The organism is Curtobacterium sp. A7_M15, assembly GCF_030705415.1.
GTDB lineage: Bacteria > Actinomycetota > Actinomycetes > Actinomycetales > Microbacteriaceae > Curtobacterium.
Map to the genome: position 1 here is coordinate 12,624 of NZ_JAUZED010000039.1, position 17,147 is coordinate 29,770.

General features: G+C 71.5%; 18 protein-coding genes. 13 read left to right on the forward strand and 5 right to left on the reverse strand.

From position 1 onward, the window contains the following. Nucleotides 1-40: 40 nt before the first annotated feature. A complete protein-coding gene (locus Q7F20_RS09120; protein WP_305739780.1) occupies nt 41-955 on the reverse strand; it encodes a metallophosphoesterase in 915 nt (304 codons plus the stop codon). 398 nt (nt 956-1,353) lie between these two features. Between Q7F20_RS09120 and Q7F20_RS09125 the strand changes: the two genes are divergently transcribed. Then, the gene (locus tag Q7F20_RS09125) at nt 1,354-2,547 is read left to right on the forward strand and encodes an alpha-hydroxy acid oxidase (RefSeq protein ID WP_305739797.1); all 1,194 of its coding nucleotides are present in this window, start codon (nt 1,354-1,356) and stop codon (nt 2,545-2,547) included. Nucleotides 2,548-2,576: 29 nt separating this feature from the next. Here Q7F20_RS09125 and Q7F20_RS09130 read toward each other — a convergent pair whose 3' ends face one another. Beyond that, nucleotides 2,577-3,122, reverse strand: coding sequence for a hypothetical protein (locus tag Q7F20_RS09130; RefSeq protein WP_305739781.1), 546 nt, complete (start codon nt 3,120-3,122; stop codon nt 2,577-2,579). Nucleotides 3,123-3,182: 60 nt separating this feature from the next. Here Q7F20_RS09130 and Q7F20_RS09135 point away from each other — a divergent pair, with 60 nt between their 5' ends. Continuing rightward, nucleotides 3,183-3,617, forward strand: coding sequence for a hypothetical protein (locus Q7F20_RS09135; RefSeq protein ID WP_305739782.1), 435 nt, complete (start codon nt 3,183-3,185; stop codon nt 3,615-3,617). Nucleotides 3,618-3,626: 9 nt separating this feature from the next. Here the strand turns inward: Q7F20_RS09135 and Q7F20_RS09140 are convergent, their stop codons facing one another. After that, a complete protein-coding gene (locus Q7F20_RS09140) occupies nt 3,627-4,787 on the reverse strand; it encodes an ROK family protein (protein WP_305739783.1) in 1,161 nt (386 codons plus the stop codon). A gap of 133 nt (nt 4,788-4,920) precedes the next feature. Here Q7F20_RS09140 and Q7F20_RS09145 point away from each other — a divergent pair, with 133 nt between their 5' ends. The 6 genes from Q7F20_RS09145 (at nt 4,921) to Q7F20_RS09170 (ending at nt 12,058) form a co-directional block, all read left to right on the forward strand. After that, nucleotides 4,921-6,219 (forward strand): ABC transporter substrate-binding protein, encoded by a 1,299-nt coding sequence (locus tag Q7F20_RS09145; protein ID WP_305739784.1) that lies wholly within the window; start codon nt 4,921-4,923, stop codon nt 6,217-6,219. Nucleotides 6,220-6,230: 11 nt separating this feature from the next. Then, the gene (locus Q7F20_RS09150) at nt 6,231-7,178 is read left to right on the forward strand and encodes a carbohydrate ABC transporter permease (protein ID WP_305739785.1); all 948 of its coding nucleotides are present in this window, start codon (nt 6,231-6,233) and stop codon (nt 7,176-7,178) included. Continuing rightward, entirely contained in the window at nt 7,178-8,083 is a 906-nt protein-coding gene (locus Q7F20_RS09155) for a carbohydrate ABC transporter permease (RefSeq protein ID WP_305739786.1), read from the forward strand. Before Q7F20_RS09150 ends, Q7F20_RS09155 begins: the two co-directional genes overlap by 1 nt. A 35-nt stretch (nt 8,084-8,118) precedes the next feature. Further along, complete coding sequence (locus Q7F20_RS09160; RefSeq protein WP_370871649.1) at nt 8,119-9,786, forward strand: glycoside hydrolase family 13 protein; 1,668 nt, start codon at nt 8,119-8,121, stop codon at nt 9,784-9,786. Nucleotides 9,787-9,893: 107 nt separating this feature from the next. Next, nucleotides 9,894-10,841: an ABC transporter ATP-binding protein gene (locus Q7F20_RS09165; protein WP_305739788.1), complete on the forward strand. Its 948-nt coding sequence runs from the start codon at nt 9,894-9,896 to the stop codon at nt 10,839-10,841. Next, nucleotides 10,838-12,058 (forward strand): ABC transporter permease, encoded by a 1,221-nt coding sequence (locus tag Q7F20_RS09170; protein WP_305739789.1) that lies wholly within the window; start codon nt 10,838-10,840, stop codon nt 12,056-12,058. The genes Q7F20_RS09165 and Q7F20_RS09170 overlap by 4 nt, the downstream gene beginning before the upstream one ends. A 13-nt stretch (nt 12,059-12,071) precedes the next feature. On the opposite strand, the gene Q7F20_RS09175 is transcribed toward Q7F20_RS09170, so the two are convergent. Further along, a complete protein-coding gene (locus tag Q7F20_RS09175) occupies nt 12,072-12,704 on the reverse strand; it encodes a TetR/AcrR family transcriptional regulator (RefSeq protein WP_305739790.1) in 633 nt (210 codons plus the stop codon). Between the two features lie 58 nt (nt 12,705-12,762). Continuing rightward, nucleotides 12,763-13,428, reverse strand: a complete 666-nt coding sequence (pnuC, locus tag Q7F20_RS09180; RefSeq protein ID WP_305739791.1) for a nicotinamide riboside transporter PnuC — start codon at nt 13,426-13,428, stop codon at nt 12,763-12,765. A gap of 344 nt (nt 13,429-13,772) precedes the next feature. Between pnuC and Q7F20_RS09185 the strand changes: the two genes are divergently transcribed. From Q7F20_RS09185 to Q7F20_RS09205, 5 genes are all read left to right on the forward strand, one after another. Continuing rightward, nucleotides 13,773-14,327 (forward strand): alternate-type signal peptide domain-containing protein, encoded by a 555-nt coding sequence (locus Q7F20_RS09185; RefSeq protein WP_305739792.1) that lies wholly within the window; start codon nt 13,773-13,775, stop codon nt 14,325-14,327. A 132-nt stretch (nt 14,328-14,459) separates the two neighbouring features. Further along, nucleotides 14,460-15,056, forward strand: a complete 597-nt coding sequence (locus Q7F20_RS09190; protein ID WP_305739793.1) for a TasA family protein — start codon at nt 14,460-14,462, stop codon at nt 15,054-15,056. Further along, a complete protein-coding gene (locus Q7F20_RS09195; RefSeq protein WP_305739794.1) occupies nt 15,053-15,946 on the forward strand; it encodes a hypothetical protein in 894 nt (297 codons plus the stop codon). Before Q7F20_RS09190 ends, Q7F20_RS09195 begins: the two co-directional genes overlap by 4 nt. Beyond that, entirely contained in the window at nt 15,943-16,557 is a 615-nt protein-coding gene (locus tag Q7F20_RS09200; protein ID WP_305739795.1) for a signal peptidase I, read from the forward strand. The genes Q7F20_RS09195 and Q7F20_RS09200 overlap by 4 nt, the downstream gene beginning before the upstream one ends. 1 nt (nt 16,558) lies before the next feature. Continuing rightward, nucleotides 16,559-17,086 carry a hypothetical protein gene (locus Q7F20_RS09205; protein WP_305739796.1) on the forward strand — a complete coding sequence of 176 codons (528 nt, stop codon included), beginning with the start codon at nt 16,559-16,561 and terminating at the stop codon, nt 17,084-17,086. The last annotated feature ends 61 nt before the right edge of the window (nt 17,087-17,147 follow it).

The following is a 17,147-nucleotide window of genomic DNA, read 5'->3' on the forward strand; positions in this document are numbered from 1 at the left end:
CCGGCTGGTGGGGCCGCCTCCCGTCCGCCGCCCGGTGCGTCTACTGCCCGGTGGACGCCTCGATGACGCGCGCCACGGTGTCCGCATCGAGCGCGAACGCGAGCGGGTCGGCGTCCGGCCGCGGCACGCGGACCGGCGTCGACCAGACGGAGCCGTCCTCGGCGACGTCGACGACGAGCGCTCCGGAGTCGACGTACGCGGACTCCTCGTCGTAGGCGCCGGTGACGTCGGTGTCGTTCGCGACGCCGGGCGCGACGAGCACCGGCACGCCCGCGAGGCTCCCCGCGAAGTGGTGGTGGTAGTGGCCCGCCAGCACGACCCGGACGTCGGAGTCGCGGATCGCGTCGGCGAGCGCTTCCGGGTTGCGGAGGCGCAGGGCTTCGTGCAGCGCGGTCGGCGCCGGCAGCGGCGGGTGGTGGAGCACGACGACCGTCCCGTGCGGGGCGTGGTCGCCGGCGAGCGCGGCGCGGAGTCGTTCGAGCGACGCCTCGGCGATCTCGCCGTACCCGGCCCCGGGGACGCTCGTGTCGACCGTGACGATGCGGCGCCCGGCCACGAGGGACTGCCCCCACACCGGAACCGTCGGCGGGTGGTGCTCCATGGTGTGCATGAGCGGCCGGCCACCCTCGCCGAGGACGTGACCGTTCGCGAGGACCTGTCGGAACCCCTCGCGCAGGTCGTGGTTGCCCGGGACGGCGACGAGGGCCGCACCGTGACGTTCCGCCCAGCCGCCGACGCGTTCGAGCACTGCGGCGTAGGACTCCGGGGAGCCGTCCTCCGAGACGTCGCCGGACACCACGACGAGCCCGACCCCCGCGACGCCGTCGACCCGGGCGAGCACGCCCTCGAGCGCGGCGGCGGTGTCGACGGATCCCTGGTGCAGGGAGCCGTCGCCGGTGAGGTGGGTGTCGGAGAGGTGGAGGACGCGGAGGGTCCCGGCTGCGGGCTGCTGCATGGCCCCACGGTAGCGAGGGTGTCTTGCAGTCGCCGGTGCCGCGGCTGCGTCGTCACGCCGGCCACCGGGTGTCGCCCGGCGCTGCGTGCTTCGTCGACTGAGCAGGAATGGTCGAGTCCGTCCGCGGGACTCGACGATTCCTGCTCAGTGGATGAGGGTCGGGGTGGGGCCGTCTCGGGCACAGACATCGGATAGGTGCGCGCCGTTGCGTCCCCGCGACCCGACCACGCCACCCACCGATCCACCCCGAGACGTAGGATGTCTGTATGACCTCGACCGATGATCAGCGCCGCGTCGACCCCGCGACCGGCGCCCCCGCGCCGACCCCGGGCGCGCCGTCGTCCCGGCGCGCACCGATCAAGCGGCAGCTGCCGACCGTGCGCGACCTCGCGCCGCTCATGCAGTTCAAGAAGCCGTCGCTGCCGGGTCGGCGACAGCGTCTCGAGTCGGCGCTGACGATCTGGGACCTGCGCGACATCGCCGCCCGCCGCACGCCGAAGGCCGCGTTCGACTACACCGAGGGCGCCGCCGAGGCCGAGATCTCCCTGGCCCGCGCACGCCAGGCGTTCGAGGACATCGAGTTCACGCCGGCGATCCTCCGTGACGTCTCGAAGGTCGACACCTCCCGGTCGGTGCTCGGTGCGCCGGTCGCCTACCCGTTCGGCATCGCCCCCACCGGCTTCACGCGCATGATGCAGACCGAGGGCGAGCGTGCCGGTGCCCGCGCAGCGGGCCGCGCCGGCATCCCGTTCTCGCTCTCCACGATGGGGACCACCGCGATCGAGGACGTCCGCGACGCCAATCCCCACGGGCGCAACTGGTTCCAGCTGTACATGTGGAAGGACCGCGAGAAGTCGATGGCGCTGGTCTCCCGCGCCGAGAAGGCCGGGTTCGACACGCTGCTCGTGACCGTCGACGTGCCCGTCGCCGGCGCACGGCTGCGGGACAAGCGCAACGGGTTCTCCATCCCGCCGCAGCTCAGCGCCAGGACGGTGTTGAACGCGATCCCGCGGCCCTGGTGGTGGTTCGACTTCCTCACCACCGAGCCGTTGGCGTTCGCGTCGCTCGACCGGTGGTCCGGCACGGTCGGCGAGCTGCTGGACCACATGTTCGACCCGACCGTCACCTACGAGGACCTGGAGTGGATCCGGTCGCAGTGGAAGGGCAAGGTCGTCGTCAAGGGCGTGCAGTCCCTCGGCGACGCGAAGCGCCTGGCCGACACGGGCGTGGACGGCATCACGCTCTCGAACCACGGCGGCCGACAGCTCGACCGCGCCCCGGTGCCGTTCCACCTGCTCCCCACGGTCGTCCGCGAGGTCGGGAAGGACACCGAGGTGCACCTCGACACGGGCATCATGTCCGGCGCGGACATCGTCGCCGCGGTGGCCCTCGGCGCGACGTTCACGATGGTCGGCCGCGCCTACCTGTACGGCCTGATGGCGGGCGGCGAGGCCGGGGTCGACCGGATGATCCAGATCCTGTCGGAGCAGATCGAGCGCACGATGCGGTTGCTCGGAGTGGCGTCGCTCGACGAGCTCGAGCCGGGGCACGTGACGCAGTTGCAGCGGTTGACGCCGGTGCCGCGGGGCTGACGGGCGCGGTCACGCCGCCGGTTCGTCCGTCAGTGGGACCCGGGCGGGCGGCGGCGCACGACGAGGGTGCCGACGCCCTGGACGACGAAGAACGCGCCGCAGATGACGAGGATCGCGGGGGTGATGAGTCCTGACAGCGACAGCGGGTCGCCCGCGAGCGTCAACGGCACTGCCGCGAGCGCGATGAAGATCCCGCCCATCACGATCACGACGACCGGGTTCGGCGCGACGAAGAACCGGCGACCACCGTTCGCGTCGGCGATCGCACGGTCGCGGGCACGGGCGACGGCGTCGGGCGAACGGCCCTCGCTGCGGTCACGGCGGCGCTGCCGGGCGCGCAGCACCAGCCACACGACGACGCCGACACCGATCACCCCCGGCCACACGACCCATTCGGGCACCCGGAAGAAGCCGAGCACGAAGCTGGTGACCAGAGCGGCGCCGACGCCGAGCGCAGCCGCCGTGGTCGTCCGGTCGGTGCGGCCGTCGATGCCCGTCACGTAGCCGGGACGCGGCGCGTACGGGTCGTGCTGCGCCTCGGGCTCGGGCTGCTCGGTCGCTCGTTCGTTCCCCACGCCCCCGAACGTACCGAGATCGTGACCCTCGCGCGCGGTCCGCAGTGGTGGAATGACGGCATGCGGTGGGGACGGGGTCGTGCGGCGGCAGGGACGGTCGTGGTGCTGCTGCTCGGCGGGGTGCTCTCCGGCTGCAGCGTGCAGAGCGGAGCGTCCGCGTCCTGTGCGGGGACGTCGATCGAGCTCGGCGACTCGGACCTGCGACCCGGCGGGACGGTGGCCCTGCACGTCGACTGGCTCTACCGCGACTGCGAGGACACCGGCGGGACGTTCCGCGCCTCCGACGACGTCACGGTGACGATCACCCCGGAGTCGACCGGCGAACCGGTGCTGCTCGGACGCCCCACGCCCGACGGTGATCGGTTCACGGTCGCCGGGCGCTTCGACCTGCCCGAGGACCTGCCGGTCGGCGACGCCGTCCTCGACGTGCAGAGCCACGACGGTGAGGGGTCCGGGGCGAGCCTGCCGGTGACGATCGGCGCGGACGCCGGCTGACCGAGCCCGTCACGAGGCGAGCGCCGGACGGAGCGCGAACGACAGCGGCGCCGCCCGGACCGCGTCGACCGCGTGCGCGACCGCACCGAGCACCACGACGTCGGCGCCGAGCGTCGAGGCGACGAGCTCGGGGACGGGATCGAACCCCGCGCCGTCGAGCCAGGCCCGTGCGCGATCGATCACGACACCGGCGGGCTCGGCGATGGCGCCCGCCACGACCACACGGTCGATGTCGAGCAGGCTCACGAGCAGGACGCAGACCCGGGCCAGCCGGTCGCCCAGTCGGTCGACGATCCCGAGGGCGACCGGATCGCCCTCCCGTGCGGTGCGGAAGACCAGGGAGGCGTCCGCGGCGAGCGGGCTCTCCGCGGGGACCTCGCCCGCGGTGACTGCCTCGGCGACGAGCCGGCGGGCGGTGGCCCCGATGCCGTCCGACGACCCGACACCCTCGACGAGGTCGAGCACACGCATCTCCCCGGCGCCGCCGTGAGCTCCCCGGAGCAGGACCCCGTCGACGACGAGCCCGCTGCCGAACCGCTCGCCCGAGAGCAGGGCGGCGAACGAGGCGTCGCCCGAGGACGGCCGTTCGGCGACCGCGGCGAGGTTCGCGTCGTTCTCGACGACGACCAGGTGTCCCGGGACGGCGTCGGCGAAGCCCGGGTTCATCCGGTCCCAGAACCCGCCGTCGCCGGGTGATGCGCCGCCAGCGTCCACCGGAGCGGGGATGCCGACGACGGAGACGAGGACCCGGAGCGGGTCGACCCCGGCGTCACGGAGCGCGGCGGCGACGGTCGCACCGACGACGCCGAGCCGGACCGGGACGTCGAGACCGGAGTCACCGAGGGCTCCCTCGGCACGGCCGAGCAGCGTCCCGCGCAGGTCGGCGACGAGCACCGTCACCCGGTGCTGCCCCGCGTCGACGCCGACGACCACGCCCGCCGAGGTGTCGAGCTCGTACCGACGCGCCGGTCGACCGATGCGGTACTCCCCCGCGGCCCGGGCGTCGTCGAGTTCGCGGACCCAGCCGAGCCGGACGAGTTCCTCGCACGCGGCCAACACGGTCGAGCGGGTCAGACCGGTCGCGTCGATCGCCTCGGTCGCGGTGAACGCGCGCACCGAGAAGGCGTACGCGAGCAGCGTCTCTGCGCTCGTTCCACGGGGCGGCGGCATGCTCGCACACTACCGCGGAACCAGTTCCTTGCAGAATTAGATTTTGTCGCTAGATTTAGTCCTGCGGGCGGCATCGGAGCCGCTCCGCGATCCGGAACGGCAGGGACGCCGGGTCCGGACGGACGGAGACGACGTGCAGACACACGCCACCACCAGGAGCGCCACGGCCCTCAGCCGCCGCGGCTTCCTGCTCGGGGCGGGCGGCATCGGTGCAGGCCTGGCCCTCGCCGGGTGCGCCCCGCTCGGTTCCTCGAGCAGCCGCCCCGAGACCATCACGTTCTACGTCTCGAAGCCCGAGGTCATCGGGTACTTCGACCAGGTCATCGCGCGGTTCCACGACAGCCAGTCGAAGATCCGCGTCGTCCGCGACTCGACGTCGAGCATGTCCGCGAACTTCGTCAGGAACCGGCCGCCGGACCTCGGGTGCTGGAACTACAACTTCTCGGTCGCGCCCTTCGTCGAGCACGGTGCGCTCACGGACCTGTCCGACCTGCCGCAGGCCGACACGATCAACCCCGACCTGTGGCCGCTCCTCGAGCAGACGGCCGACTACCCGGGCCGGAAGAGCGCCCTGCCGTACTCGGTGACCGCGGCGTCGGTCATCTACGACAAGCAGCGCTTCGCCCAGCAGGGGCTCGACGTCCCCACGACGTGGAGCGAGTTCGCCGACGTCTGCGAGCGCCTGACGAAGGCCGGCATCGCGCCGATCTACGGCACGTTCAAGGACAACTGGACGATCGCGCAGGGCATGTTCGACTACTCGATCGGCGGCATGCTCGACGTCCCGAAGACGTTCGCGGCCCTGACGCGCGAGGGAACGAGCGTCGGCACGGGCGCCTCGGTCTCCTTCGAGCGCGACTTCCGGGCGCCGATGGAGCGCATGGTGCAGCTCCGCGGGTGGCACCAGCAGGGCGCCGCCAGCCGCGGCTACGGCGACGGCAACACCGCCTTCGCCAAGGGTGCAGCCGCGATGTACCTGCAGGGTCCGTGGGCACTCGGCGAGATCGCGAAGACGAACCCCGACATGGACCTCGGCACGTTCCCGCTGCCCGTCACCGACGACCCCGCCGACCGGAAGGTGCGCGTGAACGTCGACCTCGCACTCTGGATCCCCGAGGCCTCGCGCAAGCAGGAGGCCGCGAGGGAGTTCCTGTCGTACCTCATGACCGCGAAGGTCAACGACAAGTACAACGCGGACAACAACGGCTTCGGGGTCCGGAAGGACGCCCCGCCGGCGAAGAACCCGGCACTGACCGGCATGCAGACCTACTACGACGACGCCGCGTTCTACCTCGGCGCCTCGCAGCTCATCCCCGCCGAGATCCCCGTCGCGAACTACGCGCAGTCGATCGCCTTCGGCGGCGACCCCCGACCCCAGCTCCGCACCCTCGACGCCGACTGGGCGCGTCTCGCGCTCCGCACGGCCGCGTAAGGAGACGACGAATGGCCACCACGACCACCGAAGCCGTCACGACGGCGGGCCGCCGCCGACGGGGCGGAGCCGCGCCGCGCCTCCAGTCCGTGACGCACCGGCGGAAGCGGATCGACCCGCTCTTCCTGGCGTTCCTGCTTCCCACCCTCGTGCTCTTCACGCTCGCCATCACGCTGCCGGCGGTGATGGGCATCGTCCTGAGCTTCACGAACTCCGTCGGGTTCGGCGAGTTCCGCTTCATCGGCCTCACCAACTACGTCGCCGTGTTCTCCGACCCGGCGATCCTGCAGGCCTACCTGTTCACGATCGGCTTCTCGCTCGTGACGGTGATCGTCGTCAACGCGGTGGCGTTCCTCCTCGCCATCGCGCTGACCTCGAAGATCCGGGGCAAGATCGCGCTCCGCGCGGTGTTCGTGCTGCCGATGGTGATCTCCGGCATCGTCATCGCCTACGTGTTCTCGTTCCTGTTCGCGAACAGCCTGCCGGCACTCGCCACTGCGCTCGGCTTCGGACCGCTCGAGCAGAGCATCCTGGCGAACCCGGACCTGGCGTGGATCGCGATCGTGATCGTCACCGCCTGGCAGGCGATCCCGTCGACGCTCCTCATCTACATCGCCGGCGTCCTGTCGATCCCCGGCGAGGTGTACGAGGCTGCGGCGCTCGACGGCGCGAGCTCGTGGCGGCAGCTCGTGTCGATCACGGCGCCGCTCACGGCGGGCTACATCCTCATCAACCTCGTCATCGGGTTCAAGAACTTCCTGAACTCGTACGACATCATCGTCGGCCTCACGGACGGCGGCCCCGGCACCTCGACCACGAGCGTCGCGATGTCGATCTTCAAGGGCTTCAACGGCGGCGACTACGCCTACCAGATGGCGAACGCCACGATCTTCTTCGTCATCGCGGTGGTCATCGCCGTGATCCAGCTGCGGGCCACCCGCGGGAAGGCAGCCCTCTGATGACCCTGCAAGCACCCCTCCGACCCGGCACCACGAAGACGGGCAGCATCCGATCGGTCGACGCCGACCGGACCGCAGGCCGCCGCGGCGGCAACGCCAACTGGCCCGTCACCGTCGTCCTCGTCCTCTGCGCGCTCTCGATCCTGGTGCCGCTGTACGTCACGCTGACGATGGCGTTCAAGACGACGAGCCAGGCGGTCGACGGCAACGCGTTCTCACTGCCGGCGCCCTTCAGCGTCGACGGCTTCGTGCAGGCCTGGCAGCTGACCGACTTCCCGCGGGCGTTCGGCATCTCGGTGCTGGTCGCCGCCGTCACCGTCGCCGGCACGATCCTGCTCGCCTCGTTCACGGCGTACGCGATCGCCCGGAACTGGGACCGCCGGTTCTTCCGCTGGTCGTTCTTCTACCTGCTCGCCGCGATGTTCCTGCCGTTCCCGGTGCTCGCGCTGTCGCAGGTCAAGCTCACCGGCCTCGCGCACCTCGACAACCCGCTCGGCGTCGCGATCCTGCACGTCATGTTCCAGCTGTCGTTCAGCGTGCTCCTCTTCACCGCGTTCCTGCGCTCGATCCCGGCCGAACTGGAGGAGAGTGCCCGCATCGACGGTGCGAGCACGGGGCAGGTGTTCTGGCGGCTGGTGTTCCCCCTGCTGGCGCCGATGAGCGCCACCGTCGGCATCTTCGCGTTCCTCGCCTCCTGGAACGACTTCGTGATGCCGTCACTGATCACGTCGAACCCGGCGCTGCAGACGCTGCCGGTGCTCCAGCAGATGTTCCAGACGCAGTTCAGCAACAACTACAACGTGTCGTTCGCCTCGTACCTCATGGCCATGGCGCCGGCGATCATCGTCTACCTCGTCACCCAGCGATGGGTGATGGCCGGCGTGACGCAGGGAGCCATCAAGTGACGACCACACCCTCCGCAACCGACGAAAGGCCACTCGTGACCGACACCCTGGTCCAGAACACACCCGCCCCGTCCGCCGCCGACGACACCTGGTGGCGACAGGCGAGCGTCTACCAGATCTACCCGCGGTCGTTCGCCGACGCGAACGGCGACGGCATCGGAGACCTGCCCGGCGTCACCGCGAAGGTGCCGTACCTGGCGTCGCTGGGGATCGAGGCCGTCTGGCTCAGCCCGTTCTACCCGTCCGCCCTGGCCGACGGCGGCTACGACGTGGACGACTACCGCGACGTCGACCCGCGGCTCGGCACGCTCGAGGACTTCGACGAGATGGTCGCCGCACTGCACGCTGCCGGCATCCGCGTGATCGTCGACGTCGTCCCGAACCACACGAGCGACCGGCACGAGTGGTTCCGCGAGGCACTCGCGTCGCCTGCAGGCAGTGCAGCGCGCGCCCGCTACGTCTTCCGCGACGGCACCGGGCCGTCCGGCGAACAGGCTCCGGCCGACTGGGTCTCGATCTTCGGCGGCCCCGCCTGGACCGCGGTCGGCGACGGCCAGTGGTACCTGCACAACTTCGCGAAGGAGCAGCCCGACCTCAACTGGGCGAACCGCGAGGTCCGCGACGACTTCCTGCGCACCCTCCGCTTCTGGTCCGACCGCGGGGTGGACGGCTTCCGCATCGACGTCGCCCACGGCCTGGCGAAGGACCTCCCCGAGGGGACGCTCCCCACGTGGGCGGAGGTGCTCGCGAGCCCGAAGGACGGCCAGCACATCCTCTGGGACCGCGACGACGTGCACGAGATCTACGCCGAGTGGCGGCAGGTCTTCGACGAGTACACGCCGGCACGGACGGCCGTCGCGGAGGCGTGGGTCGCCGCCGACCGCCGGGCGCGGTACGCCAGCGCCGAGGGACTCGGGCAGGCGTTCAACTTCGACCTGCTCGAGGCCGACTTCGACGCCGGACAGTTCCGGACCATCATCGAGTTCAACCTCGGGCTCGCCGAGGAGTCCGGGTCGTCGACCACGTGGGTCTTCTCGAACCACGACGTCGTCCGGCACGCGACCCGCTACGCCTTGCCGGCGCGGAACGGCGCCGAGGACAAGCAGGGCAGCGCGTGGCTGCTCGCCGGTGGCGCGCAGGACGCGCTCGACCGGTCGCTCGGGCTGCGCCGTGCCACCGCTGCGACGCTGCTCGAGCTCGCGCTGCCCGGCTCGGCGTACCTGTACCAGGGCGAGGAGCTCGGCCTGCACGAGGTCGGCGACATCCCGGACGCCGACCGTCAGGACCCGGCCTTCTTCCGGAACCCGGGCGTCGACGTCGGGCGCGACGGCTGCCGCGTGCCGCTCCCCTGGACGCGCGACGGCGAGAGCTTCGGGTTCGGCCCCGGGGGCGCACACCTGCCGCAGCCCGCGTGGTTCGCCGAGGTGTCGGTCGAGGCCGAGGACGCCGACCCCGACTCGACGCTGAACCTGTACCGGAAGGCGCTGGGCCTCCGTGGGCAGCTCCAGACCGAGGAGCACCTCGAGTGGCTCGAGACCGGCCGCGACGACGTGCTCGCGTTCCGCCGACCGAACGGCTGGACGAGCGTGACCGTGTTCGGGGACGAGCCCTTCGAGCTCCCCGCCGGCGAGCTGCTGCTCGCCTCCGCGCCGGTGGCAGACGGCGCGCTGTCGGGTGTGGGGACGGCCTGGTTGCGTTCCTGACGGAACCAGGTGTGGGACGGGAGGCGCGGTGCGGGCAGGCACCGCGCCTCCCGTCCCACAGGCGGTCACGCCCAGCGCCGTCAGGCGGTGCCGGTAGGGTCGCGAGCATGAGCGGGGCGACCATCAGCGTGCGGGACTTCGTGATGCGGTTCGGGGACCGGAACGTGGTCGACGGCCTGTCGTTCGACGTCGCTCCCGGCGAGACCTTCGGCCTGCTCGGCAGCAACGGCTCGGGCAAGACCACGACCATCCGCGCCCTGCTCGGCATCACCACCCCGACCGCCGGCACCCTCACGATCGACGGGCAGCCCTACCGACCGGCCACCGGCGGGATCGGCTACCTGCCCGAGGAACGCGGTCTGTACCGCAAGGAGTCGGTCATCGACGTGATGACGTACTTCGGTCGGCTGCGCGGGCTGCGCGGACCCGAGGCGACGGCGTGGAGCATGGAGTACCTCGCCCGCGTCGGCCTCGCGGACCGGGCGAAGCTCCGGGTGGACAAGCTCTCCGGCGGTCAGCAGCAGAAGGTCCAGCTCGGCATCACGATCATGGACCGACCCCGGCTGCTCATCCTCGACGAGCCGACGAAGGGCCTCGACCCGGTCAACCGGCGGCTGTTGCTCGACCTCGTCGACGAGCGGAAGGCCGACGGCGCCACGGTCGTCCTCGTGACCCACCACATGGACGAGGTCGAGCGCCTCTGCGACCGCATCCTGCTCCTGAAGGACGGCACCTCGGCGGCCTACGGCACGATCCCGGACGTGCAGGACGCCTTCGGCGGTGCGGTCGCCCGGGTCGGCCTCGACGGGACGGTACCGCCGTCGCCGCTCTACCGCCTCGCCCGGCACGAGGGGCACGTCGCCTACCTCGTGCCGATGCCCGCGGCCGCGGCCGACGGGTCCGACATCCTCGCGTCGCTCGTCTCCGCCGGCGTGCACGTCACCGGGTTCGAGATGCGGCGCATCCCGCTCGACGAGATCTTCGTCCAGGTGTACGGGCACGACGCCGGGGCCGATGCGGGTGCCGACACCGCACGGGCGGGAGCCGCCGCGTGAGCCGCCTCGGGACCGTCGTCAGGTTCGAGTTCGTGCGTGCGGTGAAGAAGCCCGCGTTCTGGATCGGCACGCTGGCGCTGCCGGTGGTCATCGTGGTGGTGTCGCTCCTCGTCGGGATCGGGCAGTCCGCCGGCACCGACTCGGTGGTGTCCAGCTCCTCCGCGACGAAGACGCCGTTCCGGTACGTGGACGACTCCGGCCTGGTGTCCGAGAGCGTCGCCGCGAAGTGGGGCGGGTCCCCCTCGACCGACCCCGCCGCCGACCGGGCCGCTGTCCGCGCCGGGACCCTCGACGCGTTCATCACCTTCCCCGAGTCGCCGTCCACCGCGCCGATCCGCGTCGAGGCGGCCGACCGCGGACTCTTCGGGAACGGCGGGTACTCCTCGCTGGCGGAGCGGGTCCTCGAGCAGAGCGTCGCCGCGACCGTGGACGACCCGGAGTCGGTCGAGCTCCTCCGGAACCCGCCGGCCACCGACCTGACGACCTACGCGGACGGCCGGGTGGCACCGGGGTGGCTGTCGATCGTGCCACCGTTCCTCTACGTCGCCGCGTTCTTCGGGCTCGTCATCCTGCTCGCCACGCGCATGGTCACGGTGGTGGTCGAGGAGAAGGAGAACCGCATCTCCGAGATGATCCTGACCACCGTGACGGCCGGCGACCTCATCCGCGGCAAGGTCATCGCGATGCTGCTCGTCGGGTTCGTCCAGGTCGGGATCTTCGTCGTCCCCGGTCTGGTCGGGTTGCTCGCCGCGCTCCCCCTCGTCGCGTCACGACTGGGCGGGCTCACCGTCGACCCTTGGCGGATGGTCGTCGGGGCGCTGCTGCTCGTCGGCGGGGTCCTGCTCGCCTCGGCGCTGTTCGTCGCGGTCGGGGCGGCCGTCCCCTCTATCAAGGACGCCTCGGCGCTGCAGTCGGTGGCGATCTTCTCGCTCATCATCCCGATCTACGCGGCGTTCTTCGTGATGACGACGCCCACTTCGCCGGTGGCGTCGTTCTTCACGTACTTCCCGACGTTCACGCCGATCACCGCGATGGTGCGGAACGCGGTCGGGTCGCTCACCGTCACCGAGTCGGTGGTCTGCATCGTCGAGGTGTTCGTGGTCGCGGCGGTGCTGCTGTGGTTCGCCGAGTACCTGTTCCGGCACTCCGTCGCGCAGTACGGGTCGAAGGTGACGCTCCGGCAGATCGTGTCGTGGCGACGTCGGTCGCGCGCCTGACCGACCCGCCCGGCTAGCTGGTGAGGACGACCTCGTCGAGGTCCCAGGCCCGGACCTCGCGCTCGCGCCATCCCTGACGCAGGGTCCGCACCGCGCGGTCGAACTCGACGAGCACGTCGATGTGCGGGCGCACGAGCATCTGGATCTGCAGCCCCTCGTACACGGCGAGCAGCTGCGTCGCCGCCTGGTACGCCGGGATCACCAGCCGCTCGGAGCCGGACTCGACGTCGCGCTCGAGCCCGGAGGCGAGCTGCTCGGCGTACTCCTCGAAGCGCTTGCGGAACAGCTCGGCGAAGCCGGTGTCGGCGGCCGCGATCGTGATGGCACCGGCGAGCACCCGCACGAGACCGGGGTCGGCGACGTCCTCGGCGAGGGTCATCCGGACGTGCTCGATCGTGCAGGTCGGCGGGGTCTTCCGACGCGTCCCGCGGAGTTGCGTCCACCGGTCGTAGGTCACGAGCAGCAGGGCGTCCCAGGTCGGGAAGAGCCGCTCCACGGTGGCCACGTCGATGCCGGCCACCTCGGCGACGACGCCGGCGTCGACGCTGTCGAACGGGTGCAGTCGGTAGGCGCGGATCGCGCCGCGGACGATCCGTTCGGCCAGGGACTGTTCGTCCTCGACGGTCGGGTCGTGGTGGTGTGCCATCCGACCATCACACACTGTCGACGCGGGTTTGTCTCGTCCCAGACCGGGGGCCTCGCCGTCAACCGACCGTGACGGGTGCTGCCGGGGGCTTCGTGCGCTGGCGCATCCAGACGAAGAACCCGGTCAGGGTGAATACCCCGTAGAACACGTACATGAGCCCGGAGGCGTAGTACCCGGCCGAGAAGAGCAGCGGTACGCCGACGAGGTCGACCGCGACCCAGATCAGCCAGAACTCCACCCAGCCCTTGGCCATGCCGTAGGTGGCGAGGAGCGAACCGACGAAGATCCACGCGTCGCTCCACACCGGCTCGTACGAGCCGAGGGCGCGGAACACCGGGGTCAGGACCGCGGTGCCGCCCACCATGACGAGGACCATCAGTCCACGAGCCCTCCAGGAGGCCCAGCGCGGCTCGATCACGGACGTCGCGTCGTCGGGACGGTGCGTCCACCGGTACCAGCCGTAGACGCTGACGACGATGAACATCACCTGGCGTCCGGCCTGCCCGAGCAGGTTCACGGGGTTGGGGGTGTCGAAGAGTGCGCCCATGAAGACGGTGAACAGCAGGGCGTTGCCGACGATGCCGACCGGCCAGGCCCACACCTTGCGGCGCATCCCGCCGAGTGCGCTGAGCAGACCGAAGACGTTGCCGATGACCTCGCGCCAGAGCACGGTCTGGTCGCCGATGACGAGCTGCGCGTCGAACAGCCACCGCACGATGCCCATGGGGCCCTCCTCGTCTCCGCCGGTGCAACGGCACGGGTGCGATCGGCATTCCATCCGACGGCGTTCCAGACCGGGGTACAAACCGTGTCGGCAGTCTCGGGGACGAAAATGCCCCCCGGATTGGGTTCATTCAGACGCATGTTCCCACTTGTCCGCACTTTGGGGGACGAGTAGCGTCGTCACCAGAGCGAGTCCAGCCCGCCCGCGACGTGTCACGTCCCGGAGCCCGGCGACAGCTCTCCGGCTCAGGTCAGCCGCGACCCGCAGCAACCACGGGTCGATGACATCGTCCGTCGGCACTGCCGACGATCGGAGCGCGCCCGAACGCGCAGAACGGACCCCTCATGCACAAGATCGTGACCGGTGCCATCGCCGGAGCCGCCGGTGTCGCCCTCCTCCTCGGCGGCGCAGGCACCTTCGCCCTGTGGAACGCCAGCGCCAGCACCGCTGCCTCCTCGGTGAGCTCGGGGTCGCTGACGCTCAGCGCCAACAACGACGGCGTCTGGACCGACATCACGAACGGCCGCTCGGCGACGATCAACCCGGCGAGCGCCCTCATGGTGCCGGGCAACTCGTACCAGTTCACGCAGACCCTGACGATCGGTGCCACCGGCCAGGACCTCAAGGCGAACCTCACCTACGCGAACCAGAGCATCACCGGTGACAGCGCGCTGCTCGCCGCGACGACGAAGACCCTCGCGGTGACCTCGTCGAGCGCCTCGGTCGTGCAGTCGACGTCGAACGCGAACACCTTCGTGGTCTCGCCCTCGGCCGCGACCTCGACCGTCAAGGTCGTCTTCACGATCACCCTGCCGTCGTCCGCCACCACCGGCCAGGGCGGCACGCTCAACGTCGGCGCCCTCGCGTTCACGCTGACCCAGACCGCGATCGGTTCCTGACCCGCGGCAACGACCCGGGCCGTGGAGCCCGTGGTCCCGATCGGTCCCTGATCCGCCGATCGCGACCACGCGCCTCCCGGCCCACCCGCACCGCCCTGCGGTGCGCTCCACCGAGACGACCAGGGGACGGACATGACCAGCACACCGAGGACGAGCGGACGCCACGCGGCGCCGCGTCGCCACCGGTGGGTCTGGCCCACTGCCCTCACCCTGGTCGTCGCGGTCGTGACGGCGCTGCTCGGCACGGGCAGCACGTACGCGCTCTGGAACGGCACCGCCAGCACCACGGCCTCGACGGTCCGGTCCGCGACCGCCATCATCAGCACCGGACCGCTGTCCGCGATGAACATGGCGGTCCTCGGGCCCGGCGGCGGCGTCACCGGGACGTTCACGGTCCGCAACACCGGTTCGATCCCGCTCACCATGCGGGTGGCCACCACCTCGACGAACGTCGCCTACGCCACGAACTCGACGCCGGCGGCGGTGCTCGGGGAGCTGACGCTCCGGCTCGCCGTGGTCGGCAGCACCGCGGACTGCCGGACCGGACTGTCCGGCGCGAGCGGACGTCTCGCCGCCTTCGACACCGGCAGCGGCTCGTTCACGCTCCCGGCCGGCGCGAGCGCGGTCGGGTGCGTCGAGATGGACCTCGACGCCGACGCCCCGCAGACCGTCGCCGGCGCCGTCACCGACTTCACCCTGACCGTGACCGGGACGCAGGTGAGCGCATGAGCCGTCGACTCCGCGCCCTGCTCGCCGGGCTGCTCGCGCTGGCGTTCGTCGTCGGCGGGTCGTCCGCCGCGTGGGCGCTCTGGACCGCGACCGGGACGACCGCGTCGAGCGTGACGATCGGCAAGACCGGGGCGTCCCTGAGCGGAACGAGCGACATGACGACCACGTTCTCGTCGAGCGTGACGAGCATGACGAAGCCGATCACCCTGACCAACTCGGGTTCGCTCGCCGGGACCGCGACGACCACCGTCTCCGTCGTCTCCGGCAGCTCGACCGCGCTCGCGCGGGCCGTGAGCGTCGTCGCGTGGCCCGTCGCCGGGACAACTGCCTGCACGGCGTCGACGTCGGTCGGCTCCGGGTCGGTCTCCGGCACCTGGGCGTCGCTGCCGAGCCTGACGACGAAGCTCGCCGCCGGGGCGAGCGCCGTCTGGTGCACCCGGAGCACGCCGACCTCGTCCGCGCCGGCGTCGAGCACCACGAACGTGAACGTCAACCTCACCGTGACGGCCGGCACGTGGACGTCGGGCGTCGTGTCCGGAGGCTTCTACCTGAACACCTCCGCGTCCGCGGCCGCCCTCACGTGCACCGACCACAGCGGCACCTACGTCGAGGTAGCCTGGCCGACCTCGTCCCGACCGAAGGACACCTGGTACGGCGCGTTCGTCGGCCCGGACGCGTCGACCATGGTCGGGCAGAAGGAACAGGACTACTACGGGCGCTTCACCCTGGCACCCGACCAGATCCCGGCGAGCGTCGCCACCAGCGGTGCCGTCACGGTCACCGTGAAGATCCTCGACAGCGCGGGCAACCCGACGAGCACGGTCGTCGCGAGCGGTCCGGTCACGCTGTTCACCCAGAACGACGGGAAGGCGATCCGGTGCGGAGCATGACCCCCTCCACCACGCGCACCGGATGGCGTGCGGTCGTCCGCGCGGTCGCGCTCGGACTGAGCACGGGCCTGCTCGTCATCGTCGCCGGTCTCGCCGTCGTGCTCATCGTCGTCCCGAAGGCGACCGGGTCGACGCCGCTCACCGTGCTCACGCAGTCGATGGAGCCGACGCTCCCCCCGGGAACGCTCCTCGTCGTCCGGCCCACCCCGGTCGACGACATCCGCATCGGCGACGTCGTCACGTACCAGATCACCTCGGGGCAGCCGGCGGTGATCAGCCACCGCGTGGTCTCGGTCGCGTCGTCGTCGGACGGGTCGCGGACCTTCACGCTCAAGGGCGACAACAACGCGCTGCCCGACCCCGCCCCGGTGACGGCCGCCCAGGTGCGCGGCGTCGTCTGGTACAGCCTGCCGGACGTCGGACTGGTCAACCAGCTCGTCAACGGCTCGCGCTCGTGGCTCGTCCCCGCGATCGCCGGGGTGCTGCTGGCCTACGGCGCGGTGATGGTGACGATCGGCACGGTGTCCGCCGTGCGGCGTCGGCGTGCCGCGCGCGACACCGACCGACGGGCACCACGCGGCCGGGGCGCCCACCGGGCTACGCTCGGGTGACGTGACGGACGGCGTGGAACGGACGAGGGCGCTGCTCGACGACGCTGCGCGCCGACTCCGCGACGCCGACGTCCCCGACGAGGCGCTCGGCGAGTACGTCGAGCCCAAGGCCGTGCTCGGCATCCGACGTGAGCCCACCATCCGCTCGCTCGGCCGGGTGTGGCGGATCGGCGCGCTGCTGCTCGGGTCCTCCCCCGAGACCGACGGCCGGGTCTGGGCGACCGGACGGATCACGCGCGTCACCGAACCCGGCCGCTCGCAGTTCGTGTCCGTCTCGGCCGAGGTCCGACGGGCCTACCGGGCGGCCGCGCAGAAGGGGCACTTCCAACCAGGGGACACCGTGAACCACGGGGCGACGCCGATCCCGCTCGACGAGTCGCTCATCGGCTCGGTGGGCGTGCTCTTCGTCGACGACGGGGGTCCGTCCGTCCGGTGGTCCCCCACCGCGGGTGCTGCGGTGCCGCTCGACGCCTACCTGGCGGACCGGGTCGGCCTGCTGGTCGACCCCCCGCGCGGCGCGACCGACTGACCGCTCCGGCGACCCGGTGGCGGACGGGAGGCGCGGTGCGGGCCGGCACCGCGCCTCCCGT

Excerpts from the sequence above, each read along its gene's own strand:
- Q7F20_RS09120 (WP_305739780.1), bottom strand. The coding sequence starts at position 955 with ATGCAGCAGCCCGCAGCCGGGACCCTCCGCGTCCTCCACCTCTCCGAC.
- Q7F20_RS09125 (WP_305739797.1), top strand. The coding sequence starts at position 1,354 with ATGCAGTTCAAGAAGCCGTCGCTGCCGGGTCGGCGACAGCGTCTCGAG.
- Q7F20_RS09135 (WP_305739782.1), top strand. The coding sequence starts at position 3,183 with ATGCGGTGGGGACGGGGTCGTGCGGCGGCAGGGACGGTCGTGGTGCTG.
- Q7F20_RS09140 (WP_305739783.1), bottom strand. The coding sequence starts at position 4,787 with ATGCCGCCGCCCCGTGGAACGAGCGCAGAGACGCTGCTCGCGTACGCC.
- Q7F20_RS09150 (WP_305739785.1), top strand. The coding sequence starts at position 6,231 with ATGGCCACCACGACCACCGAAGCCGTCACGACGGCGGGCCGCCGCCGA.
- Q7F20_RS09155 (WP_305739786.1), top strand. The coding sequence starts at position 7,178 with ATGACCCTGCAAGCACCCCTCCGACCCGGCACCACGAAGACGGGCAGC.
- Q7F20_RS09165 (WP_305739788.1), top strand. The coding sequence starts at position 9,894 with ATGAGCGGGGCGACCATCAGCGTGCGGGACTTCGTGATGCGGTTCGGG.
- Q7F20_RS09175 (WP_305739790.1), bottom strand. The coding sequence starts at position 12,704 with ATGGCACACCACCACGACCCGACCGTCGAGGACGAACAGTCCCTGGCC.
- pnuC (WP_305739791.1), bottom strand. The coding sequence starts at position 13,428 with ATGGGCATCGTGCGGTGGCTGTTCGACGCGCAGCTCGTCATCGGCGAC.
- Q7F20_RS09185 (WP_305739792.1), top strand. The coding sequence starts at position 13,773 with ATGCACAAGATCGTGACCGGTGCCATCGCCGGAGCCGCCGGTGTCGCC.
- Q7F20_RS09190 (WP_305739793.1), top strand. The coding sequence starts at position 14,460 with ATGACCAGCACACCGAGGACGAGCGGACGCCACGCGGCGCCGCGTCGC.
- Q7F20_RS09195 (WP_305739794.1), top strand. The coding sequence starts at position 15,053 with ATGAGCCGTCGACTCCGCGCCCTGCTCGCCGGGCTGCTCGCGCTGGCG.
- Q7F20_RS09200 (WP_305739795.1), top strand. The coding sequence starts at position 15,943 with ATGACCCCCTCCACCACGCGCACCGGATGGCGTGCGGTCGTCCGCGCG.